This is a genomic window from Gammaproteobacteria bacterium (assembly GCA_009845905.1).
Classification (GTDB): Bacteria; Pseudomonadota; Gammaproteobacteria; order Steroidobacterales; family Foliamicaceae; genus Foliamicus.
The window spans coordinates 107,681-130,127 of sequence record VXYS01000003.1 but is presented as its reverse complement, the minus strand read 5'-3'; the positions used below and the strand labels follow the sequence as shown (position 1 = coordinate 130,127).

The following is a 22,447-nucleotide window of genomic DNA, read 5'->3' as shown; positions in this document are numbered from 1 at the left end:
AGAATCAACCGGCACCTGAGCTCGGGGGGATTGGGCAATGAACGGCAACGGCAACGATACAGGCGGGCGTCGGCGCTTCGCCGGATTAGCGCAGACGGCCCTGGTGCTGGCGGTTTTCGCCGTAGCCGTATATTTTGCCCGGGCTCCCGAAATGGGCGGCCCGCAGACATCCGTCGCGCGATCCCAGTTGCAGGATCCGGAGGTCGGCGTTGCGCATCCGGTCAGGGGGCAACATTCCCTCAACGTATCGCTGACCGGCGAAGTGCGGGCCCAGGGCAAGGTGGGCCTGCGTACCCAGGTTGCCGGGCGTGTGCTTTCCGTTTCCGACGCATTGCGGGGAGGCGGTACCTTTCGCGCCGGACAGACACTGCTGACGATCGACCCGATGGACTTCGAGATCGACCTCAAGATCAATAGGGCCCTCCTGCAGCAGCAGGAGGCGCGCCTGCGCTGGCGGGAATTGCGGGCCGAGGAAAAACGCGAAGAGTTTCAGAGCCAGAACCCGGGCCGGCCGGTTCCGCCGCTGGTCAACAACGAAACCGAAATCGCACGCTACCAGGCCCGGGTGGACGCGGCCAGGGCGGCGGTGGAGAAATCCGAACTGAACCTGGCGCGCACCCGCTACTCGCTGCCCTTCGACGGGCGGATCGTGGAGACGACCGCAATGCGGGGACAACTCGTCGGTCCGCTGGAGCCGTTCGGCCTGGCGTTTTCGAGAGAGTCCCTGGAAGTGGAGGCGCCCATTTCCCTGGACGACCTGGATTACCTGGATCCGGCCGAGGGACGAGCAGTGCAGGTTATCGCGAATGGGGAGTTCTTCCCCGCCTTTGTGGATCGCGTGGCGCCGATCGTCAACCGGCGCAGCCGCCTCGTGCGCCTATACGTAAAGTTTGCCGATTCGGTCCCGCTGGCAAACATTCCGGCGCCGGGAACCTTCGTCAACCTGTCGATCGAGGGACCGGCATTCGAGAACTCGCTGTTGCTTCCGAAAGCGGCGGAGCAAGCCAACGGGACGGTGTGGGTGGTTCGCGGCGGCGTGCTTGAAGCCGTGACGCCCCGATCGCTGGGCCGCACCGAGGCCGGCTGGATCGTTTCGGACTTCGATACCGGGGATGGCGTGGTGCTGGGAGCCGTCCCTGCGGCGGAACCCGGGGTTTCCGTGACGGTTGTAGATACCTCACGAAACTTCCGGGGGGAATAAGGCGTGAATCAGGCGGCGCAAACGCCGGGCGGTCCCGGCGCCGAGGGGAATAACCCCTTCCACGACATCATCGCCTTTTTCGCGCGAAATACCGTAGCGGGCAATCTGCTGATGCTGCTGCTTCTGGGCGGCGGGCTTTTTGCCGCCTCGAATCTCGAAATCGAGGACTATCCGGACCTGGATTCGCGGCAGATCTCGATAACGGTCCCGTTCCCGGGCAGCTCGCCCGCGGAAGTCGAGGAAAGCGTCAACCGCCGGCTGGAGGAAAACCTGATCGCCGTCGAGGGGGTGAGGCGGGTAACGTCCACGGCCACCGAGGGATTGGCCACCGTCACCGTTCAACTGGAACCGTTCGCGGATCCGGTCACCGTGCTCGACGACGTCACGTCGGCGGTCGATCGCATCGAAGGATTCCCGCCTCTCAATGCCGAGCAACCGGAAATCGTCCTGTCCAAGGCGCACCGGATCATCATGACCGTTGCCGTGACCTCCACGGTGCTGGGCAGAACGGAACTGAGGGCCGCCGCCGAACAGGTCCAGGAAGACCTGCTGGCGCTGCCCTCGCTGTCCATGGTTTCCCTTTTCGGGGCGGCGGAGCGGGAAATCTCGATTGTCGTTAGCGAGGAGCAGCTGCGGCGCAACAACCTGACCATTTCAGAGCTGGCCCGGGCGATACGCGAATCCTCGCTCAACGTGTCCTCGGGAGAACTGCGGACGGATGCGGGCGGACTGATCCTGCGCACGGACCAGAAACGCATGGTGGGCGAAGACTTCCTGGACGTCGTGCTGATCGCGAGCATCGACGGCACGATCGTGAGGCTGCGGGACGTGGCGACGGTCATCGACGGCTTCGCCGACGTGGACGTGGACGGGGAAGTGGACGGCGTTCCGGCGATGTTCCTGAACATCCGCGCCGCGGACATTCATGACATGACGCAACTCGCATCCGATGCGAGGAACCTGATCGAGAACTACGAGCCTCCCGCGGGCACCAGCGTATTCGTCTGGGATGACAACACGGCGCTTACCGGGGTGCAGTTCCGGACGGTGATCGGCGCCGGGCTGCTCGGGTTCGCGCTGGTATTCCTGTTCCTTTCCCTGGTCTTCGACTTTCGGATAGCCGTCTGGGTAGCCATCGGCGTCCCCACTTCGATGCTGGGCGCGCTGCTGTTCTTCCCGGCCTTCGGGCTGACCCTGAACGTGGTCACGTTGTTCACTCTGCTGCTCGCGGTCGGCATCGTCGTGGACGACGCGGTGGTTGTGGGCGAGAGCATCGCGACGCAGCGGGAAAACGGCCTGCGGGGGTCCCGGGCGGCGATTGCGGGGGCGCACGCGGTCGTGGCGCCGGTCACGGTGGGCGTGCTGACGACAATGATCGCCTTCGTTCCGCTCGCATTCACGTTTGGCCCGACCGGGCAAATGCTCAATACGATGCCGTTGATCATCTTCCTCGTGCTCTCCGTTTCACTGATCGAGGCGTTCCTGATTCTGCCTGCGCACCTGTCGCACAGTTCTCCATGGAGCAGGCCGCCCCTGACCGGCATACAGGGCAGCGTGCGAAGCCGCCTGAACAACCTGCGTGACCGATGGGTCGTGGGCGCAATCGCTTCGGCCGTGCGCCGACCCTACCTCACCATAGTCACCAGCGTCGTACTGGTCGTAGCAGTGGTGCTTGTGGCCATGGCGGGAACGCAGTGGATGTTCCTGCGTACGGCGGACGCGAATCGCATTCAGGCGGACATCGTCTTTCCCACCGGAACGCCTTACGAGACCACGTGGGCCGCCGCGGAGCAGCTGATCGAGGCCGCCCATGCGACCAACAGGCAGGCCGGCGACGATCCGGTCACCACGGTCGCAGCGGTAGTGGGCCATCACTTCGGCGCCTACCGGATCCAGGGTTCGAAGAGATCGACCTACGGGACCCACCTGGCTTCCGTGACCATGCACATCAGGGGCGAATCGCAGCGGTCGCTCAGGCCGGCCGAACTCGAGACGATGTGGCGCCTCAATGCCGGACAGGTCCGGGGCGTGGAGAGCATCCGCTACAACACGGCGCTGATCCCCAACGACGCCGAGATCCAGTACGCGCTCGTGCATCCGGATGAAGAAACCGTCGTCGCGGCGACGGGCGAGCTGCGGAGCGCGTTCGGCAACATGCCCGCACTGTTCCAGGTCGAGGATTCTCTGGGCGAGAGCAAGCGGCAGTTCGACCTGGAATTGACCGAGGCCGGCATCGCCGCCGGACTGTCGCCCGCCGGACTGGCCGTGCAGCTCAGGAACCGCTTCTACGGCGCCGAGGTACAGCGCATTCAGCGCGGCCGCGACGAAATCAGGGTCATGGCGCGCTATCCGCAGGAGCGCCGCCGCAGCGTCCGTGAATTGCTGGACGAACGCATATTGCGGCCCGGTGGCGCGCAGATTCCGCTGTCCGCCGTCGCCCGTATCGTGGAAACCCGAGACTATTCGACCCTGACGCGGATTGATGGCGTTCGTGCGGCAACCGTCAGCGGCCGCGTCGATCGTGGATTGTCCTCACCCAACACCGTCATGGCGGAAGTCGAGAACGATGTGGCTCCCCGTTTGTCAAGCAAGTATCCGGGCCTGAGGGTGGTCCGCCAGGGGCGGGGAGAAGGGCAATCGGAGGTCAACAGGATCCTGCGCTTTACGGTCCCGCTGGCGCTGCTGTTCATGTACTTCCTGATGGCGGTGCAGCTGCGCAGCTACTGGCAGCCCGCACTGGTGCTGGCCGGACTGCCCTTCGCAATTGCCGGCGGTCTGCTCGCTCACCTGGTGCTGGGCTACGATCTGTCGATAACGTCCGTGTTCGGCATGGTTGCGGTGGGCGGCGTGGTCGTGAACGACACGCTGGTCCTCATGGACCGGTATAACAGGATTCGGGCGGAATCCGCCGCCACGCCGGCCATCGCCGCAGTGAGCGCGGCCGCCCGGCAACGCTTCCGCGCGATCTTCCTGACCACGATCACGACCATAGTCGGCCTGATGCCCGTGATTTACGGAAAGAGCGAAGTGACCCAGGGCCTGCTGCCCATGGTGATCAGCATGGTGGGAGGACTGATCGCGGCCAGCGCCGCCCTGCTGTTCTTCGTCCCCGCCCTGGTGCTGATCGTGGACGGAACCCGCGAGGCGATCCTGGGCCCCGGCCAGCGCGAACCTTCCGAAGGCGAGGTCGGACCGGGCCTCACGGCCTGACAAGCACCCGCCCGCGCAAGCGGTATCAGCCGGACCTTAGAAGAGGTTGAACTGCACCTCCACGCCGAAAGTGCGTGGCGCACTGAAGGTATTCAGCGGAAACAGGCCAAGATAGGCGGAGCCGCGAAAGAGTTCGTCCGTCAGGTTTCTGCCATAGACCGACACGCGGTAACGGCCGCTTTGCGGCGCCCAGGCAACGTTACCGTTGATCAGGGTGTGCGCGGCTCGGCGCGCAAATGCGGCATTGGTCTGGGCCAGCATCGCCTGGCGTGACTTGTAGCGCGCTTCCAGGTGCCAGTGGAGAACGCCGGCGTTCATCGGTGTACGGAAGTCCACTGCACCGAAAAAGCTCCATTCGGGCGCGGCGGGGAGTTCGAAAAACGAATTGTCCGTCACGACCCCGTCGTTGTTCAGATCGGCCATGAACTCGGTCCACTCGGACTTCAGGTATGCCGCGTTGAAGCTGACGGCCAGTCTGCGGTTGATCGCCAGTTGCGCTTCCAGTTCCAGGCCGGACATTTCGGCCTCGCCCAGGTTTTCCAGGATGGAGTCCGTGCCGCTGCGGGTCAGCCCCGGCCGTCGGATCACCGCGGCGACGTCCTCGTATTCGATCATGAACGCGGCTGCATTGACGCGAAGGCGCCCCTCCAGCAAGGTGCCCTTGATGCCCGCTTCGTAGTTGGTCACGTATTCGGGATCATAGGGTCCCAGGTTCTGCGGCAGCGTGGCCCGGGAATTGAATCCCCCGCCCTTGTAGCCGGTTGACACATTCGCGTACAGCATCAGGTCTTCCCTGGCGAAGTAATTGAAGCCGGCCCTCCAGGTCGAATCGCTCCAATCCGCCTGCCGGGCGAACTCCTGCGTCCTTCTCGGGAAAAATATCGTGGAATCAAAGTCCTTTTCGTCGCGGGTATGCCTGCCTCCGAGAACGGCCGCGAGGCGGTCGGTGAGCCAGATGTCCGTCTGTGCGTAAAACGCAAGCGAGCGTGCGTCCTGCCTGTTGATGGTGGCCGGGACCATGCGGTCGAAGGGCGGGATCAGGATGGCCTGCAGGATGTCGGTTACGTGGTCCTCCTCGACGAAGTAAAGACCCAGCACATAGTCGAATCGCTCGCTGTGCGAATCGCTGAAATACACCTCGGCGCTTCGCTGTTCGTGCGCGGTGACGAAACCCACGTGTAGCGGCAGCGGGGGCGGCGGCGAAAAACCAGCGCGGCCGTCGTAATCGGCGTAGGTCGCGAAATCCAGTTCGCGGGCCGAAGCGACCAGCGAGAAGAGCCCGAATTCCGTTTCGTAGTTGGACAGGAAAGTAACGCCGCTGCTGTCGGATTCGCCGTATCCGTCGTAATCGTGGCGCACGGTGTAGGGGTCCCCGTCGAGGCGCGTGCCGTCCGGCTCCAGCACGAAATTATTGAGGGGAACGCCAATGCTGTCCTGTTGCTCGGAATCCAGAATCAGCGTGGCGTCCAGCGCCCCGAAATCCGCATCCAGGGTTGCCCTGATGCCTCTTGAATCCCTCCTGCCGAGTTCGTTGCCATTGAATGAGTTGGTGTAGAAACCGCCACGGTCCACGCTTGCGCCCGCCAACCGCGCTCTGAACATCCCTCCGGCAAACGCTCCGGTATCGATCGCCAGATGGGCTTTCCGCAAGTCGTAATTGCCCAGCGCAAACCTGAAATTACCGCCGAATTCCTCTCCCGGCCGCCGCGTGACGATCCGGACCGTGCCCGCCAGGTTGTTGCGTCCGAACAGCGTGCCCTGCGGACCGCGGAGAATCTCGATCCGTTCGACGTCGAACGCGTTGGTCAGCAGCCCCATGGTTCGGGTGCGCGGCACGCCGTCCACCATGACGCCCGTCTTCGACTCGGCGTTGGCGTCCGGATCGCCGAAAGCGATTCCGCGTATCGAGAATTGCGCGACATTCGGAACGAACAGGTCGCCGATCGAAACATTCGGCGCTATTCCGCTCAGATCGCCCAGATTGTCCGCCCCGTTGGCGATCAGGTCGTCGCCTTCGATACCGGTAATGGCGATCGGCACTTCCTGCAGCGACTGTTCCCGCTTCTGCGCGGTAACGACAATGTCCTCGATGACGGCCCCGCTCTCTTCCTGGGCCGTCGCCATCTGCGCCATTGGCGCGCACGCAAGCGCCAGGCAGAAAAAGTAGACTTTATTCATAGCCCCCCCGCAGTCGAAGCCGCCACTCTACCAGACATCCCCTTCGGGTTCAGGTCCCGGGAAGAACCAGTCGGGCCCCGCGCAGGGCGCGTCAAGCAGCAACGAAACCGACACCTGCTCCGAGGGAAACGCCTCGACCTCGACCAGATCGGCCAGGTCGCCGCGTACCGTCGGCGTGCAGTTGGCTCCGTCGCCGTCCGAATCGACCCACGCGTAGACGATCAGGCCTTCGCCGAGTTCCGCCGGGTAGTCGAAACTGAAGTTCGAGGAACCCAGGTTCGTCTCCCAGCGCTCGACGATTTCCAGCGGATAGCGCAGTTCGCCGGTGCCGGTCCAGGCGTGATAGACGGACAAGTGAACGGTGGCCGCCGAATCCACGTCCTCGAGTGCGCCTATCGCTACCGACAGGTCCACCGGAATCGGCGGCGGGGGCGGATCCTCGCCGGCGCAGCCGAAACACAGCGCGGCAAGGTATACCGGAATCGTCTTTTTTATCCGTGCGGTCATGATCCCTGATCCTCCAGGACGATCTTCGGCATGCCGAAGACACGCGTGAAATTGTCGGCCAGGATCAGGCGCATCTCGTCGGTCGTGTAACCGACCTCCTGCATCCCCGCCACGAACGCGTCGAGATGCGATTGCACATAGCCGGGAAGCTGCGGGCCGTCGGATCCGTAGATCAGCTTCTCGATGACGCCGCCGGCCCGAATCCGTTCCAGGTAGTCGTTCAGCACGTGTTCCGCCCGCTCGGCGCCCAGAGCGCCGGGTTCCAGGTACACGTTGGAATAACGCCGGGCGAGATCGATCGCCGCGTCGGTATGCGTGAGCGCCCGGTTGAAACTGTCGTAGCCGGAATGGCCGAGTATGAATATCGCGCCGGGATAGAGCCGGATGGCCTCCTCCAGGTAGGCGGGATCGCAATACGCCGGCTCGGTGCGCGTTCCCGGATTCGGGCTGGTTCCCGTGTGCAGGTAAATGGGCGTGCCCTGCCGCGCCGCAATCTCGTAAACCCCGTACAAGCGCTCATCGTCCAGTCGAACCTGCTGGTGCCCATGCGCGAGCTTGATGCCGACCATGCCGTGCTTCTCGATCGCCTCTTCCATCTGCCGCAGTTGCTCGGGTCCGTCCTGGTTCCAGTGGTCGACCCGCAGGCTCGCAAAACCGAACAGACGGTCGGGGTTCACCGCGACCTGTTCGGCGACGTGGTCGTTGGTGGCGATGCCGGTGGTGGCCGGGCTCCATAGAGCGAACACCGCTCCGGCGCTGATGCCGGCGTCGTCCAGCGTGCCGAGAATGCTCTCGCCGTCAAGACGGCTGTTCATGAAAACGCCCATGGTCCACTTGAAACCCGTCGGCACGCGGTCCGTGAGGCGTTTCCTGAAGCGGGGCGGCGTCCCGGCCCAGGTTCCGGTATGCAGGTGCATGTCGATCACGGCAAGCCTTTCGCCCTTGACGGCAACTCCCATGCTTTCCTGCCCGCTGGCCCATCCGGCGGCGCAGAACGCGACAGTCGCAATGATGCAATGCCTGAACTTCATTACGCTTCCTCCTAGGTAGTGATTATTTCCGCGCGAAGCGGGCGCGGCCCCCGGTGATTCCGGCATGCCGATCGAGTTCTTCCAGGAACCGCCGTGCGGCCGCGTCCTCATTCAGCCAGGCGTCCAGGAATGCCGTCGATACGCCGGCCAGGATCGTCTGGCCTTCGACATCGGGCGCGCCGCCCCGGTTCTGCGGGCCGCCCCGGTCGTCACGGCAGATGAGCCCGCCCAGGTAATGATCGCCTTCCTCGAGCACCACCGAGTACTTGTTGCCCGGAGGGCTGCGCTCGTACGCCTGCAGGCGCCACTCCCAGGGATAGATGACGCCATCGCCGGCGTTGCGGGTATCCCGGGTTCCGCCGCTGACCAGCATCGGCCCGCGCATCGCGGCAAATGCGCCATCGGCCATCTGCGGCATCGTCCCCGGCCCGCTCATGATGATGGCCGCATCGAAGTCCCTCGCATGGCTCACGGCCTCGGAGGTCTCCGGGTCCTTCAGCGGCTGCCCCCAGATGATCTGCGCGATCATGGCGCCGAAGGAATGACCCGCCATAACCTTTCGGCCGAAGTCGATATTGCCGGTCAGCCCCGGTATCTCCTCGCCGGGCGCGAACAGCGCGTCGAGCACGCGCTCGACGTCGGAAATCCGGATGTAGTGCACGCGTGTGGCGTCCTGCGGTCTCAACCTGACCGGCGAAGTAGGGCAGTCGGGATGTTCCGGCTGCACCACCACGTAGCCATGCGAGGCCCAGTGGTCCGTCAATCCCGAATAGCTCTCGCGGTAGCAGGCGAAGCCATGCGAGAACACGACCAGCGGGAACGGCCCCTCGCCTTGAGGAAACGCGATGCGCGCGCGCAGGCTGCGCTGGCCGGTTTCCGCCGGCAGGACGTGATTGTCGATCACCTGAACGCCGAACGGCCCCGATGCCGTCTTGTAGGCGGCCGGCTCACTTTCCGCATACGCGCCCGCCGGCCAGCCGGCGGCGGCGGCAACAGCCAGAAACACCGCTATCCGGCCCGCGACTGCCTGTCGCCGGCCCGCGCCAAACCGCCGCATCAAGTGCTGCATGAACTCAAGTCCCTCCCCTGTACGGCGAAGTCTACAACGCGCTGCATCGCGTACTATTGCCCCGCACTGAAATCAACCAACCGGATTCGCCATGGCCGTTCTCTACCACAACCCCCGTTGCTCCAAGTCACGCGCCGCCCTGGCGCTGCTTCAGGAGCGCGACATTGACCTTGAAGTCCTGCGCTACCTGGAAAACCCGCCCGACGAAGCCTCGCTGCGCGATCTGCTGGGCCAACTGGGCTTTACGCCGCTTGAACTCATGCGCCGCGGCGAGGCCCGCTACCGCGAGCTCGGACTGAAGGCCGCCGACGTTTCCGACGACGAACGAATCCGGGCGATGGCCGAGAACCCCATTCTCATCGAACGGCCCATATTCGTCGCGCGTGGGAAAGCCGTGGTGGGCCGGCCGCCCGAACGCGTGCTGGAGCTGATTTAGCGCGCCTTCAGTACGAATAATAGACCCGGATGCCGAAGGCCCTGCCGCGCCGGGGGATCATCCCGAACTGGAACGCATACTGCCTGTTGGGCAGCAGCGGTCCATAGAAGTCCGTAAAGCGGCCGATATTGAACGGCGTATCGTCGTCCAGCGCATTGTCCACGTACAGGGTCAGGTTCCAGCGGTCGGTCTCGATCCCCAGATTGGCGTTGACGATCAGCGGGGCGCCCGTCTCGGCCAGGTTGAACGCCGCCGAATAGACGCTGGAGTGGTAGTTGGCGATCGTGCGGAAGAACCAGTCCATATCCGCCGTCAGTTCATCCCGGTAGGTGGCCGCCAGGTTCATTGAGTGCTTGGGCGTGCCGCCGGTCGTGTTGCCCTTCAGGTCGCCGTCATTCCCGAACTGGGCCGCCGCCTCCAGGTCCAGATAGTCGGTAAATTCGTGATCGGCAAGACCGTAACCCAGCGTGAGCAGGAGGTTCTCGTTGACCGCCCAACTGCTCTCCACTTCCAAGCCCCAGACTTCCGCCCCCGGCACCGACAGCACGACGTTGTTGGGTTCCGGGCCATTGACGGTCTGGATGATTGTCAGGCCATTGGTGGACTGATTGGTCCAGTCGATATAGAACCCCGACACATTGAACAGGAGCCGGTCTTCCATCAGCGTGGACTTGACGCCCACCTCATACGTCCAGGCTTCCTCTTCCCGGATGATGGCCCGGCCGTCGGCAATGGCCGCATCGATGGTGCTGACCGGTGTGTCGTCGTCGAAGAACGCCTGGTTGAAGTCCAGCGGCTTGTCGCCCTTCGCCACCAGGCCATAAACCGTCACGTCGTCGTTCGCCCTGTAGGTCAGGGTGAAGCGCGGCGTAAAGGCCGTCGTGTCTTCTTCAAGACCCTGGGCGAATCCCGCCTCGATCAGCCCGGAGTTGTAGACGGACTTCTCGTCCTTCGAATAGCGCCCCTCCACAGCCAGGGTCAGGTTGTCGGCGAAGTCATACTCCAGCTGACCGAAGACCGCCGAGTTCTGCACTTCGCGGCCATCGAAGTCGCCGCCGTCGTCATGGAAGAAATGTCCGGTGAACCCCGGCCCTGTGAACCGGCGGTCGCGGCCCTTGCCCTCGATGTCCAGCCAGTAGGCGCCCACCAGGAAGCGCAGGGCCCGATCCGAAGGCGAAGTCAGCCGCGCTTCCAGCGACCAGTCCCTGACGTGGTTGTCCTCCAGGGCCGTGAACAGACCGAAGACCGGGCGCGCAGGGCTGCGATCCAGATCGCGGCCGTCCGTGTTCTGGTCGCGGTTGCGCGCATAACGGCCCATGACTTCCCAGCCATTGAAGTTGCCGACGTATTGCAGATAGCTGCGAATGATGTTGCGCCGCTTGCCGATAATGGGCGATGGCTCGGCCGTGCCGAAAAACGTCGTCACGCCGTCCTCGAAGTCAGGAATGTTGATCTTGGGCACCAGGCCGGCCGGGTCCATTGTTCCGCAGTAATACCCGCGGGCCATCGGGCCCGCGCCCGGTTCGCCGGGCCGAAAGCAGTTCAGCCCGGATTGCGGAAACAGCAGGTCGGCGAAATGATCGTCCTCGCTCCCCTGATAGGAGTACTTGAAACTGAACTCGTGGTTGTCGTTCGGCCGGAAGGTCAGCCGGAGCGTGCCGTCCCAGGACGATTCGCCGCCCAGCGGGCTGTCGTCCCCGCGGGTGGGCGCGCTGCTGAAGATATGCGGCGCGAATGGGGAGGGAAACAGCCGCGGATTCTGCGCCTCGCCCTCCAGCAGGCCGTTGTTCCACTCACCGCCATAGTTCTCCCAGTTGGCCGAAACCAGGTAGTAAAGCCGGTCCTCGATGATCGGGCCGGAAAACCAGGCCGCGGCCTGGTAGTCCTCGTGCGAACCCACACGGCCGCTGAAACTGCCCTCGTGCTCGTCGGAGGCCTGCCGCGTAATCATGTTCACGGCGCCCGAAAAGGTCGCGCGGCCGAACAGCGCCGACTGCGGACCGCGGATCACTTCCACGCGCTCTACGACCGCAAACGTGGACGACGTGACGCTGCCGGAAACATAAACGCCGTCCACGAAGTAGGAAGCGTTGCGTTCACCGAAAACGCTGGGACCCGCCTGCCCCCGAATGATCGGGGCGTCCAGCCGCCGGCCGAGTTGCTTGCGCTCGTGGTAGTTGGGCGTGTTGGCCGCGATGTCGTAGATGGTCTGAATATTGCGTTGCCGAATGGAGTCGATCGACAACGCGGTGACCGACAGCGGAATTTCCTGCAAACTCTCGGCCCGCTTGCGGGCGGTAACGATGATTTCCTCGATAACGGCTTCCTGCGCGATGACTATCGAGGAACCGGCGAGCGCGGCGCAGAGCGCGGCCACGCTGACGATTGCGCGTTTTGACATAAGCCCCCCTTTTGGCCCAGACAAGAGTCGCGATGAAAGTGCCCTGGTCGGACACGGCCCCGATTATGGCATTGATTCGGCCGGTGTCATGGCATCCGGGTTGATGCCCGCGGCGAAGAAGCTCCGGATGCGCTCCGTTACGCCGGCCGGATCGACCGCAAAAGGCCAATGGCCGCCGCCCGGGACTATCAAGGTGTCGGCGTCCATGGCGGCCGCGGCCCGGGCGATGGATTCCGGCGGCACGATGGCGTCGTCGTCCCCCCAGATCACAAGAGCCGGAGGCTGCACATTGGGCAGTTCGTCCGGAAGCGCTCGCGCCCTGGGCGTCTTGTTGATCGCGAACAAGGCATCGACCGTACCTTCAACCCGTGCGATGCGGTGTGCGTCGCATGCGCCTGGATCGGCGGCGCATGCGCGGCCGGTAAAGCTGCTGGGCCCGCCGCCCAGCGACCCCCAGATGGCGACGCGCGCCACGGACTTCGGAAGATACGCGATGAAATTCCCCGGCGTGGTCTGCGGGTAGATCTGCGGGCCCACAAACACCATGCGCCGAACCCGATCCGGCGCCGTCAACGCCAGACGGCCCGTAACCGAACCGCCATAGGAATGACCCACCACGTCGAACTCGTCCACGCCAAGAGCCTCAAGCAGGCCCAGAAGCGCCGCTACGCGGCCCTCGACCGTGAAATGGGCGCCCGGTTCGGCCACTTTCTCGGAATAGCCGAAACCCAGCATGTCCGGCACGATCACGGAACGGGTGGCGGCGAGGTCATTCGCCAGCGGAAGTATGACATTGCTGCCGGTAGGGCCGAAACCATGAATGAGCAGGATGGGAGCGCCCGTGGGATCGGCGAACAGGTCGCCGCGTATAACGACGTGGTACTCGTGGCCGCCGACATTCAGAAACAGGCCCGGCGCCTCGGCATGCCGGTCGACGATCTCCTGCGCGGCGATCTGTCGTTCGCCGCGAACGGTGAACCAGGTTACGAGCCCGGCGACGGCCAGCGCCACGGCGGCCACGAAACCGGCCGTCCAGATCAATATGCGTTTCAGAAATCTCATGTGCGGCCCTCCCGCGCCCCCGGCGCAAACATTACATCCGGCCCGAATCGTAGCGGTTCTCCATGAACTGCATACGCCGCCGTTCGAGCCCGATGACCGGTCTCACGCCGTCCTGGCCGAAGTCCAGAAGAATGTCCGAATCGGTAGTGTGCAACGGCCAGACAGGCCGTCCGCCGCCGTTGGGATCGCCGGTCTTAGCGAAGCTCACCCAGTAGGCGCTCACCAGTTCGCTCATCGCCCAATCCTGCTCGGTCGGCCCATCCGGCGCCCGCGTGTCCAGTGTCTTGAACACGTGTGCGGTCTCCGCGCCGTGAAAGGCGCCTGGAACGCTGCCGTACTGCTTCTCGTAAACGTAGTCGAAATGATAGAGAAACGTGGGCTTTCCGGCCCTGGCGTGCTGCCTGGCCAGCCAGCGCTGCGAACCGAAGAACGTGTCGAATTCCAGGTTGTTCAGGATCGTGCGCTCATCCACTTCGCCGTACAGATCGCGAATCTCGTCGCGGCTGATGTCCAGCGCGTCAAGCAGGACGTCGGCGTTGTTCATCCGCATGAGCAGGCTGCCTTCCCAGCTGGTCGCGCCCGTCAGGTACGGAACGTCATGCTGACGCCCCTGTGAGAACACGGGACCCAGCGCTTCCGGCAGAAACCTGCCGTCCACGGCCGGGTTCATCGATCCGAGCGGGAGTTGATCCTGGTAATCGAATATCTTCCGCCAGGAAAGGGCTCTCAACCCCGTAACGGCCTCTTCCCCGGACCCTTCCACGCCCAGACTGCGGACCATGTCCTGGCCCGAAGTCTCCAGCGACGGCCGTCCGTCGCGATCGTCGGATAGTTGTCTGGGCCGGTACGGCCGAACGTTCGAGCTCTGCGAAGCGGCCTTGTGGAACAGCCCCCCGGCGGCCGGCAATGCGAGCAGGTAGTTCACCGCCACGCCGCCCGCGGACATTCCGAATATGGTGACGTTGTCGGGATCGCCGCCAAAAGCCGAAATGTTGTCGCGCACCCACTCGAGCGCCGCAACCTGATCGGAAAGATAAAAGTTGCCGATGGCGTGGTCCGGCTCCAGGGCGCTCAGGGCCGGGTGCGCGAACTGGCCGAGAAAGCCGAGACGCTGGTTGAAGGTGACCACGACCACGCCCTGCCCGGCCAGCCCGGATCCGTTATATACGGGCATTCCCGCGTCGCCGAAAGTGAACCCTCCCGGCAGGATCCAGACCATGACGGCCAGCGGCTCCGGCGGATTCAGGTCCGGCGTCCAGACATTGAGATACAGGCAATCCTCATTCATGGGCCGGTCCTGCACCCCCTCGGCATTCCGCCCGGGCATCAGGCGCTGCGGACACACGGCGCCGAAAGCCGTGGCGTCCCTAATGTCCGCCCAGCCCGGAGCGGGCTGGGCGCGGCGCCAGCGCAGCTCGCCAACCGGCGGAGCGGCGAACGGGATATTTCGGAAGTTGTGGATCCCGTCTTCGCTGAAGCCGCGAACCCGGCCCTGGCCGATCTCCGCGATGGGCCCCGTCTGGGCGAGCGCCTGCGCGCTCAGGAGAGCCAGGGCGAGCGCCGGTATGAGTCGTTTCATCGGGTTCATGTTCCCGGCCGTAAAGCTGCGGCGATGCAAAACGATAACCGATACGGCGCCGAAGCGATTGCAACGCCACTTCGTCTTACAATGCCGGCGAGCGAGAAAACAGGACCGGAACATGATTGCATACGGCATCTTCAACTTTCTGCACGTACTGGTGTTTGCGGTCATCGTCGGTATCGAACTCCCGGCGCTGTACGCGTTGCGGTTGGCCGGCGGGCCGTCCGGCAGCCAGGCCACCCGCTCCCTGGCGGTGCGCGTAAAGCGCTACGCGGACGCGGTCTCCGCCATCATGCTGGTCCTGCTCCTGCCCCTGGGCGTTCAGATCGCCACCGATCTCGGCGTCTACACGCTGATGTCCTCGAGCTGGCTGATCGCCACCTGGGTGGTCGGCCTGGTCTGGCTGGCCATCGCGCTGATGTCCGAGTTGACCGGTGCCTCGAAGTTGGCTCAACGCATCTACAAGTTCGAGTGCGTGCTGCGCATCGTCATCGGCCTCGGCAACGTCTATGACGCCGTGGTCGGCTTTACCGGCGAGGGCATGATCCAGACGAACTGGCTGGCCGCCAAGGTTCTGCTGTTCGGACTGGTCCTGGTCGTGAGCGGCTGGATCCGCTGGCAGACCCGGGCCGTGCGGTTCGCGTCCGTCGACGCCGCCGCCGAATCGGGTCCCGACCCGCAGCAACTGATCGCCACGCTACGCCGGGCCCAATGGGGCAGCCACAGCATCCTCGCGATGGTGCTGATCGCCGCCTACCTGGGAACCGCAAAACCCTGGTAGGAACACGCATACGCGAGCCCTTCATTGCCCTCTTTCTTCCGGGGGCGTCGGCGGCAGGAGCCGCCGCCGAGCCCCATGGATGGGTTCTTGCCCTCCGGGGCAAGCTTCAAGTAGTCATGCGTCCCCCGGAGGAAAGAGGGCAATGAAGGGCGGGCTCGGAGCGAACCCGTATCACCGGCTCAGCTTCGCGGATCGGCCGCGCAACGGAATCCCAGGTTGTTCAGGCCCGAGTCGGGGGGAGTCATCATCCGGGCCTCCAGGCGGTATCCGCGACAGTAGTTCTCGCTGCACAGCCAGCTCCCGCCCCGATGCACCTTCTGGGTTCCGCCGGCGGGGCCCTTCGGATTCTTTCTCGGCGAATACAGGAAATAATCCGCTGCGTACCAGTCCTGGACCCACTCCCAGACGTTGCCTGTCAGATCGAGGAACCCGAACCCGTTGGGAGGAAAGGTCCCGACCGGCGCCAGGCCCGAAAAACCGTCTTGTCCCCCGTCCCGGACCGGAAACTCGCCCTGCCAGAGGTTCGCCTGGTGCGCTCCGCCGGGCGTGAGTTGGTCTCCCCAGGCATAGCGGGCGTCGGCCACTCCGCCGCGCGCCGCGTATTCGAATTCCGCTTCGGTAGGAAGCCGGGCACCGCGCCATTCGCAGTAGGCGGCGGCGTCGAACCAGGAAACGTGCACGACCGGGTAATCGTCCATGTCCCGATGTGAGGAGCCGGGTCCCGAAGGATGGCGCCAGTCGGCGCCGTCGCCCCGGGTCCACCCGCCGCGCCGCGGGTCGAAGACACCGGACCAGCCCAGCCTTTCGGACTCCGTGACATGGCCGGTGGCGTCGGCGAACTCGGCGTACTGGGCGTTCGTGACCTCGTGCCGGTCCAGCAGGAAATCATCGAGCGCGACCGTGTGCGCCGGACCCTCGTAAGGCAGGCCGTCGTTGGCGCCCATCGTGAATTCTCCGCCCGGGACCAGCAGCATCCCCGGCGCGCCGGGAGCGGCCGGGCCAACGCAGCCGCAAGCCAGCGCGGCGGAGATCGCCAGTCCCGCGGGCAGCGTGCGTCGCAGGCGTGTTACCCACTGCATTGGCGAATTATCGCCGAGGACGAGACGTCCTCGCGCCCAGGACCGGCACTAGCCTGCCCGGGTTTTGCCCTGGACGGCGACGCGCGTGTTTTCCAGCATTTCGGACAGCGCGTCCAGATCCTCGGTGGGTTGGCCGGAAAGAATCTCCGAAACCGTTTCGTCGTAGTCGGCGTGCATGGCGTCCCAAAGCGCCCTGCCCTCGGCCGAAAGGGTCACGGACTGAATCCGCCGGTCCGATCTTGACGTGATTTTTCTGACCAGGCCGTCCTGCTTCAGCCGGCTGACGACGCCGGTGATGTTGCCCTTGGTAACCATCAGGCTGGAGGCCAGTTCTCCCATGGTCATGCCGTTCGGCGACAGCGCCAGGGCGGTCAGGACGTCATAGCGCGGCAGGCTGGAATTGAATTTTTCCGAAAAGCGCCGCATCAGCACCCGGTCGATGCTTGAGAAACACCGGAGCAGCCCCAGCCAGGCCCGGCGATGGTGGGCTTTCTCCGGCAGCGACTCCAGAACCAGGTCGAATACGGTCGGCTTGTCCATCTGCCCCTCAGCGCGTGTCCTTGACGACCCGGCCGCCCTGAATTACGACCTGGACGTTCATGAGCACCGAGATATCGGTTAGCGGGTCGCCGGCAACGGCGATCAGATCGGCAATCCTGCCCGGCTCCACCGTTCCCAGTTCGTCCTCCATGCCGATCGCCGCCGCGGCGTTCACGGTAGCCGTAACGATCGCCTCTTCCGGTGTCAGGCCGTGCTCGACGTACAACTCGAGTTCGCGCGCATTGTTGCCGTGCTTCGTGACCCCGGCGTCGGTGCCGGCCGCGATCGTAACGCCGGCCTTGTGCGCGGCGAATATGCGGGGCCCGTGATTGTCGAGAAAGCTCCGCATCAGGCCGACCATGTCGTCGTCCGCGCTGTCGATGTCCGCGCGGATGTTGTCCTGTACGGCCAGCGTCGGCACCAGGTAAACGCCGTTCTCGCGCATGATCCGGTGGGATTCCGCGTCGTTGAACGAACCATGTTCTATGGACCACGCGCCGAGACGCGCCGCCAGATTGATGCCGTCGGTGCCGTGTGCGTGCGCGGCCACCTTCAGCCCACGGGTGCCGGCCACCTCCACGATCGCCCGAAACTCGTCCTCCAGAATGACCGCAGGAGCGAACTGGTTGCCGCAGGGCTTCGAGCCGCTGCATGTGGCCACGACCTTGATCAGGTCGGCGCCCATGTCGATCTGCACGCGGGTTGCGCGGCGGCAGGACTCGACGCTCCAGCAGGCGCCCGGCCCCTCGTCGGCGCCCAGCCGGATATGGTGTCCCGCGGTGATGATGCGCGGGCCGGTCAGGAGGCCGTCGCGAATCCCGTCGCGCAACGCGAAGATATGCCAACCGTCGGCGCCGACGTTCCGGACGGTCGTGAACCCGGCCTCAAGCGTCTTCCTGGCATTGTCAATCGCGTTCACCATGAAATAGGCGTCGTCCTTCGCGACGCGATGCTGGACCGCATACGGGTCCGATACGCCGTAACTGCGCTGGCCTTCGACGCCGAACTCCATGGAAAGGTGCACGTGCATGTCCATCAGGCCGGGCAGCAGCACGGCATCCCTCAGATCCAGAAACTCGACGTGTGCGCTGTCGCTGTCCGCCGCGGCCGACGGATCGACGAAGCCGTCCCGGACCGCGGCAATCCTTCCATCGCTTACTACGATGGTCTGGTCCGTGAGCACTTCGCTGCCCGGCACGGCAATCACCGTTCCGGCATGGACGACCAGCACGCCCGGCTGCTGCCGGCCGGTATCCGTTTCAGCCGTGAGCGCCGGCCCCAGGCAGGCAAGCACCGCGCCGGCCAGCGATCCTCGCAGCAGCCGTTTCCAGTCCATCGCTCCTCCCAATGCCCCGCTACTGCGGATAGGTTGTTTCAAGGTCGCGCGTGCGCAGCGTGTCGAAATGCCGCCGGGCGCTCATCAGCGCTTCCTTGTGTTCGTTCAGTATGCCCGGAAAGCGGTCAGCATAGCTGTAGGCCTCGCCGTCGATGCCGTCGGCGTCCAGCAGCATCTCGTACGGCGCGGCAAAACCTGGCAGCTGGTCGAACTTCTCGAACGCGCCGAGGCTGCCGAGGTAGTACGCGTGGGTTACGTATTTCCAGTCTTGCGAGCGCACGCCGACCACGCGCTCGTTGTTGAAGTAATAGAGGAAATCGTGCGCGGACTCCTCCGCGCCCCGGAACACGGGCAGCAGGCTGCGCCCGTCCACCGTGGCCGCCGCCGCCTCAAGGCCGAGTATGTCGGCGATCGTCGGCAGCACGTCGATGTTCATCGCCATGGCGCCGGTCACGCGGCCCGCAGCGACGACCCCGGGCCAGCTCGCAATCAGGGGCACGCGGTAGCCGCCGTCCCAGGAGGTGCCCTTGCCGCCCCGGAGTCCGCCGGTCCCGCCTTCGAAGAACGGGCCGTTGTCGCTGGTGAAGATGACCAGCGTGTTCTCCGAAATGCCCTGCTCTTCGAGCGCGGCCAGCAACTGCCCGGTGCTCCAGTCCAGCTCTTCAACCGTATCGCCGTACAGGCCGGCCCCGGATTTCCCGAGAAACTCCCCGGAGGCGTAGAGCGGGATGTGCGGAAAGGTGTGCGCGAGGAACAGCATGAACGGCGCGTCCGAATTCTCCGCGATGAAACGCATGGCGCGGTCCGTATACCGCCGGGTAAGCGTGCTCTGGTCGACCGGTTGCTCGACCAGGACGTCGCCGTCGTAGAGCGCGAAATTCGGCATGTCGTTGCTTGCCGGAGCCCCGAAGAATTCGTCGAAGCCATGTTTGAGCGGGAGATGTTCGGGGAAATTACCCAGGTGCCACTTGCCCACGTAGAGCGTCCTGTAGCCCTCCCGTTTCACCAGTTCGCCCAGCGTTTCCTCCGCTTCCGGGAGTCCGTGCGTTGAACCCGCGTCGACCACCTTGAAGGCCAGGCCCGAGCGGATCGCATAGCGGCCCGTCATGAGTCCCGCCCGCGAAGGCGAGCAGACGTTTGCGCTGGCATAGCCTTGCGTGAACCGCAATCCGGCCGCCGCAAGGCGGTCGATATTCGGCGTCCTGATCCGCTTGGCGCCGTATGCGCCGATATCGCCGTAACCGAGATCGTCGGCGAGGATTACGACGATATTGGGCGGTGTTGCGGCCCGGGCGGATGGACCGCCGCCAGCAGGCCGCGCCGGCCCCGCATCGGGACTGCCCGGCGCAGGAGTATCGGGGCCCGCGCAGCCCGCCGCCAGCAGCAGAACCGCCGCAATTTCAGGCAGGCGGGCGCGTGCGTGGCGTGCCGGCAAGAGTCCTCTTAGAAGTCCGCGGTCATCGTCCAGGCGAGGTTGACGAACTGGCCGCCGGGCGTGGTCACCGCGCCCGAATGCGAGAAGCTGTCCACGCCCGAGTAATAGTCCTCGTCCAGCAGGTTCGACATATTGAGCGTCAGGCTGTGATTACTCCAGTCCAGTCCCGCCTGAAGGTTCACGATCGTCGCGGAGGGCGAAACCCGGGGGAACACCGAGGCCGGAATGTCCGAGAAACGCGCGACCATTTCGGAGCGGTAGTTTGCCGTCAGCCGCACATAGCCGCTGAAGCCGTTCGCTTCCCAGTCATACTGCCCGGAGACGGACGCTGTCGTTTCCGGTGCGCTGGGCAATTCCTCGCCGCTCACGTCGCCCTGGGGCGCGTTGGCAAAACTGTCGAACTTGGCGTCCATGAATCCGATTGCGGCCATCAGCGTGATCGAATCGCCGACCAGGGTCTGGGCGCTGATCTCGAGGCCCTGGCTGCTGGCGGAATCGGCGTTCGCCACCACGTTAAGCGGGGCAAAGCCGGTCCCGTTGGGCGGGCAGTCCGCCGGCGAGGGCCTGATTTCCTGCCCGGGCAGACAGCGCGTCTGGGCCAGGCGCACCTGCATGTCCTCCCAGTCCATGCGGAAGACGGCGGCCTCCACCTGGGTGCGGCGATTGTTCAGGAACGCCTTCCAGCCGATCTCGTAATTGGTGACGGTTTCCTCGTCAAACTGAGAGCGCGGGTCGTAGCTTGGACCGCCGGTGCGTGACACGCCATCGGGCGCCGTCCGGGCCCCTGGCGCACGATAGCCGGTGGAGATCGTCGCGTAGGCCGACGCATCGTCGCTGTAGTTCCAGTTGAGCGCCACGCGGGGGGAGAAGTTGCTGCCGTCGTTGCTTGTATCCAGATAGGGATTGTCAATCGTCTGGTCGAACCGACCGCCGCTCGTGAATTGAGCGCCGTTGGGGCCGGTGTAGATCAGCACGTTCTGCTCCGGTTGCAGCGCGCAATTGTCAAGGAAGGGGGCCGGCACGCCGTCGACCACCGCGCGGCGGCCGCAGGCGAAGGACGCATAGGTGTTTTGCCAGAACTGCCGGTCGTCGTCGGACGAATACCGACCGCTGACCGATACCGTTACCGCGTCCGTGACCTCGAACCCAAGGTCGAAGAAGGCCGCGAAGCCGTCACGCTGGACGGTGATTTCGTTCTCGTTGGGATGGTCGCCCGGAGTCGTGGCGCCAAGCGGTCCTCCACCCGGGAACCTGCCGGCCTCGATCACATCGTGGCCGGAGATGATCGTGTTGTTCACCTGGGCCTCATCGTCGTAGGCGATGGCGCCCACCATCCATTGCACGGGCGTCGCGCCCATCATCAGGGGTTCGGTCGAGAAAAGGCGCACTTCCTGGCTGATGGACTCGCTCTCGTAATCGGAAATCCGGTTGAAGAAATCCATGCCGCTGTTGTCGATGTCCTCGTACTGGTACATGTCGCTGTCGATCATTCCGGTAATCGCGGTAATGCCGAATCGCGAGCCCAGGTACTCGAGTTTCGCGGTGAGGACGAGGTTCTCGACGTCGGTATACCCGGGCTGGTCTTCGCACATCTTGTCGCTGTTGCCGTTCTCGGCGAATATCGATGCACCGAGGCCGCAGGTCGGAGCATCCGCCACGGGTCCGCCGGAAGCATTGAACAGGAACCCGGCCGGTCCGGACATGCTCGGAATACGCGCCTGCTGGTGGTCCTCTTCCTCGATGTACTGCCCCGCCAGGTCGATCGTCCAGTCGCCCGGCTTCCACCGCACGGCCGCGCGCATGTTGAGATTGTCAAAGCCCGTGTCGTTGCCGGTGGGATGCAGGTTGTCCACGAAGCCGTCGCTGGAGGTGAACGCTGCGCCGCCGCGCGCGAACAGCTCGTCGTTGACGGGCACATTGCCGATCACGCCGTATTCGTAGCCGCCGTGATTGCCGACGGCCAGCCGGACCTTGGCCATGCCGTTCTCGTCGGGCTTCTTGGAGATGACGTTGATGGCGCCGCCAGTCGCGTTGCGCCCGAAGTAGGTCCCTTGCGGACCGCGCAGGACCTCGATGCGTTCGATGTCGTCCAGGGGCGGATTGGCGCTGCCGCTGGCCACGAAGGCGGTGCTGAAATCGTCGACGAAATAGCCGATGGTGGGCCGGGACTGGATCAGGCGCTCATTGCCGCCGTTGGTCAGGTCGCCCAGTCCGCGAATCGAAATGTCGCCGTTCTTGTTGCCCTGCTGATCGTTGGCCGTGAACGCAACGTTGGGCGTCATCTCCAGGAAGTCCCTGGCGCCCTTGAAATTGCTGCGTTCGATCTGCTCGGCGGAAAACGCGGTGATGCTGATCGGCACGTCCTGCAGGGTCTGCTCGCGGCGTTGCGCGGTCACGATGATCTCGTCGAGTGCCTGCGCGCCGTCCTCCTGCGCGGGCAATGACGCCGGCAGGCTCAACGCCAGCAGCGGCAGAAGTGAAAAAACGGTCCTTTTGGTCATTGGGTCCCCCTTGTGGGCAGCGCCTGACGGCCCCCGGGGCACCGCAGGCTCCATGGATCAAAACGCAAACACTTTACAGCTAAACCTTTTCACCCGTC

At 64.6% G+C, this 22,447-nt stretch carries 16 protein-coding genes; 4 read left to right on the top strand and 12 right to left on the bottom strand.

Annotation, left to right across the window (positions count from 1 at the left end; all coding sequences use genetic code 11):
• Positions 1-37: 37 nt before the first annotated feature.
• Both F4036_00670 and F4036_00665 read left to right on the top strand, forming a co-directional pair.
• Complete coding sequence (locus F4036_00670; protein ID MYK36255.1) at positions 38-1,201, top strand: hypothetical protein; 1,164 nt, start codon at positions 38-40, stop codon at positions 1,199-1,201.
• 3 nt (positions 1,202-1,204) lie between these two features.
• Complete coding sequence (locus tag F4036_00665; GenBank protein MYK36254.1) at positions 1,205-4,411, top strand: efflux RND transporter permease subunit; 3,207 nt, start codon at positions 1,205-1,207, stop codon at positions 4,409-4,411.
• Between the two features lie 36 nt (positions 4,412-4,447).
• Here F4036_00665 and F4036_00660 read toward each other — a convergent pair whose 3' ends face one another.
• Genes F4036_00660 through F4036_00645 form a run of 4 tightly spaced genes read right to left on the bottom strand, consistent with a single transcriptional unit; the run spans position 4,448 to position 9,196 of the window.
• Positions 4,448-6,589, bottom strand: coding sequence for a TonB-dependent receptor (locus F4036_00660; GenBank protein ID MYK36253.1), 2,142 nt, complete (start codon positions 6,587-6,589; stop codon positions 4,448-4,450).
• A gap of 27 nt (positions 6,590-6,616) precedes the next feature.
• On the bottom strand, positions 6,617-7,096 hold the full coding sequence (locus F4036_00655; protein MYK36252.1) for a hypothetical protein: 480 nt from the start codon (positions 7,094-7,096) through the stop codon (positions 6,617-6,619).
• A complete protein-coding gene (locus F4036_00650; GenBank protein ID MYK36251.1) occupies positions 7,093-8,238 on the bottom strand; it encodes an amidohydrolase in 1,146 nt (381 codons plus the stop codon). Before F4036_00650 ends, F4036_00655 begins: the two co-directional genes overlap by 4 nt.
• Complete coding sequence (locus tag F4036_00645) at positions 8,150-9,196, bottom strand: hypothetical protein (GenBank protein MYK36250.1); 1,047 nt, start codon at positions 9,194-9,196, stop codon at positions 8,150-8,152. The genes F4036_00650 and F4036_00645 overlap by 89 nt, the downstream gene beginning before the upstream one ends.
• Before the next feature lie 91 nt (positions 9,197-9,287).
• On the opposite strand from F4036_00645, the gene arsC reads away from it, so the two are divergent.
• Positions 9,288-9,632 (top strand): arsenate reductase (glutaredoxin), encoded by a 345-nt coding sequence (gene arsC, locus F4036_00640; GenBank protein MYK36249.1) that lies wholly within the window; start codon positions 9,288-9,290, stop codon positions 9,630-9,632.
• A 7-nt stretch (positions 9,633-9,639) separates the two neighbouring features.
• On the opposite strand, the gene F4036_00635 is transcribed toward arsC, so the two are convergent.
• The 3 genes from F4036_00635 to F4036_00625 all read right to left on the bottom strand — a co-directional run bounded on the left by F4036_00635 (position 9,640) and on the right by F4036_00625 (position 14,848).
• Positions 9,640-12,033: a TonB-dependent receptor plug domain-containing protein gene (locus F4036_00635; GenBank protein MYK36248.1), complete on the bottom strand. Its 2,394-nt coding sequence runs from the start codon at positions 12,031-12,033 to the stop codon at positions 9,640-9,642.
• Positions 12,034-12,096: 63 nt separating this feature from the next.
• Positions 12,097-13,095, bottom strand: coding sequence for an alpha/beta hydrolase (locus tag F4036_00630; GenBank protein ID MYK36247.1), 999 nt, complete (start codon positions 13,093-13,095; stop codon positions 12,097-12,099).
• Between the two features lie 31 nt (positions 13,096-13,126).
• Positions 13,127-14,848 (bottom strand): carboxylesterase family protein, encoded by a 1,722-nt coding sequence (locus F4036_00625; GenBank protein MYK36246.1) that lies wholly within the window; start codon positions 14,846-14,848, stop codon positions 13,127-13,129.
• On the opposite strand from F4036_00625, the gene F4036_00620 reads away from it, so the two are divergent.
• Positions 14,796-15,458, top strand: a complete 663-nt coding sequence (locus F4036_00620) for a hypothetical protein (protein MYK36245.1) — start codon at positions 14,796-14,798, stop codon at positions 15,456-15,458. The genes F4036_00625 and F4036_00620 overlap by 53 nt on opposite strands.
• A 179-nt stretch (positions 15,459-15,637) precedes the next feature.
• Here the strand turns inward: F4036_00620 and F4036_00615 are convergent, their stop codons facing one another.
• The 5 genes from F4036_00615 to F4036_00595 are packed head-to-tail and all read right to left on the bottom strand — an operon-like array spanning position 15,638 to position 22,403.
• A complete protein-coding gene (locus tag F4036_00615; GenBank protein ID MYK36244.1) occupies positions 15,638-16,537 on the bottom strand; it encodes a formylglycine-generating enzyme family protein in 900 nt (299 codons plus the stop codon).
• Between the two features lie 48 nt (positions 16,538-16,585).
• Entirely contained in the window at positions 16,586-17,077 is a 492-nt protein-coding gene (locus tag F4036_00610) for a MarR family transcriptional regulator (protein MYK36243.1), read from the bottom strand.
• Positions 17,078-17,084: 7 nt separating this feature from the next.
• Positions 17,085-18,413 (bottom strand): amidohydrolase family protein, encoded by a 1,329-nt coding sequence (locus tag F4036_00605; protein MYK36242.1) that lies wholly within the window; start codon positions 18,411-18,413, stop codon positions 17,085-17,087.
• Between the two features lie 19 nt (positions 18,414-18,432).
• Positions 18,433-19,881, bottom strand: a complete 1,449-nt coding sequence (locus F4036_00600; protein MYK36241.1) for a sulfatase — start codon at positions 19,879-19,881, stop codon at positions 18,433-18,435.
• Complete coding sequence (locus F4036_00595; GenBank protein ID MYK36240.1) at positions 19,857-22,403, bottom strand: TonB-dependent receptor; 2,547 nt, start codon at positions 22,401-22,403, stop codon at positions 19,857-19,859. The genes F4036_00600 and F4036_00595 overlap by 25 nt, the downstream gene beginning before the upstream one ends.
• Between the last annotated feature and the right edge of the window lie 44 nt (positions 22,404-22,447).

What these genes read in the sequence shown, in the direction of transcription:
- F4036_00670 (MYK36255.1), top strand. Translation starts at nt 38, where the DNA reads ATGAACGGCAACGGCAACGATACAGGCGGGCGTCGGCGCTTCGCCGGA.
- F4036_00660 (MYK36253.1), bottom strand. Translation starts at nt 6,589, where the DNA reads ATGAATAAAGTCTACTTTTTCTGCCTGGCGCTTGCGTGCGCGCCAATG.
- F4036_00655 (MYK36252.1), bottom strand. Translation starts at nt 7,096, where the DNA reads ATGACCGCACGGATAAAAAAGACGATTCCGGTATACCTTGCCGCGCTG.
- F4036_00650 (MYK36251.1), bottom strand. Translation starts at nt 8,238, where the DNA reads ATGAGGACGCGGCCGCACGGCGGTTCCTGGAAGAACTCGATCGGCATG.
- F4036_00645 (MYK36250.1), bottom strand. Translation starts at nt 9,196, where the DNA reads ATGCAGCACTTGATGCGGCGGTTTGGCGCGGGCCGGCGACAGGCAGTC.
- arsC (MYK36249.1), top strand. Translation starts at nt 9,288, where the DNA reads ATGGCCGTTCTCTACCACAACCCCCGTTGCTCCAAGTCACGCGCCGCC.
- F4036_00635 (MYK36248.1), bottom strand. Translation starts at nt 12,033, where the DNA reads ATGTCAAAACGCGCAATCGTCAGCGTGGCCGCGCTCTGCGCCGCGCTC.
- F4036_00630 (MYK36247.1), bottom strand. Translation starts at nt 13,095, where the DNA reads ATGAGATTTCTGAAACGCATATTGATCTGGACGGCCGGTTTCGTGGCC.
- F4036_00620 (MYK36245.1), top strand. Translation starts at nt 14,796, where the DNA reads ATGATTGCATACGGCATCTTCAACTTTCTGCACGTACTGGTGTTTGCG.
- F4036_00625 (MYK36246.1), bottom strand. Translation starts at nt 14,848, where the DNA reads ATGACCGCAAACACCAGTACGTGCAGAAAGTTGAAGATGCCGTATGCA.
- F4036_00615 (MYK36244.1), bottom strand. Translation starts at nt 16,537, where the DNA reads ATGCAGTGGGTAACACGCCTGCGACGCACGCTGCCCGCGGGACTGGCG.
- F4036_00610 (MYK36243.1), bottom strand. Translation starts at nt 17,077, where the DNA reads ATGGACAAGCCGACCGTATTCGACCTGGTTCTGGAGTCGCTGCCGGAG.
- F4036_00605 (MYK36242.1), bottom strand. Translation starts at nt 18,413, where the DNA reads ATGGACTGGAAACGGCTGCTGCGAGGATCGCTGGCCGGCGCGGTGCTT.
- F4036_00595 (MYK36240.1), bottom strand. Translation starts at nt 22,403, where the DNA reads ATGGAGCCTGCGGTGCCCCGGGGGCCGTCAGGCGCTGCCCACAAGGGG.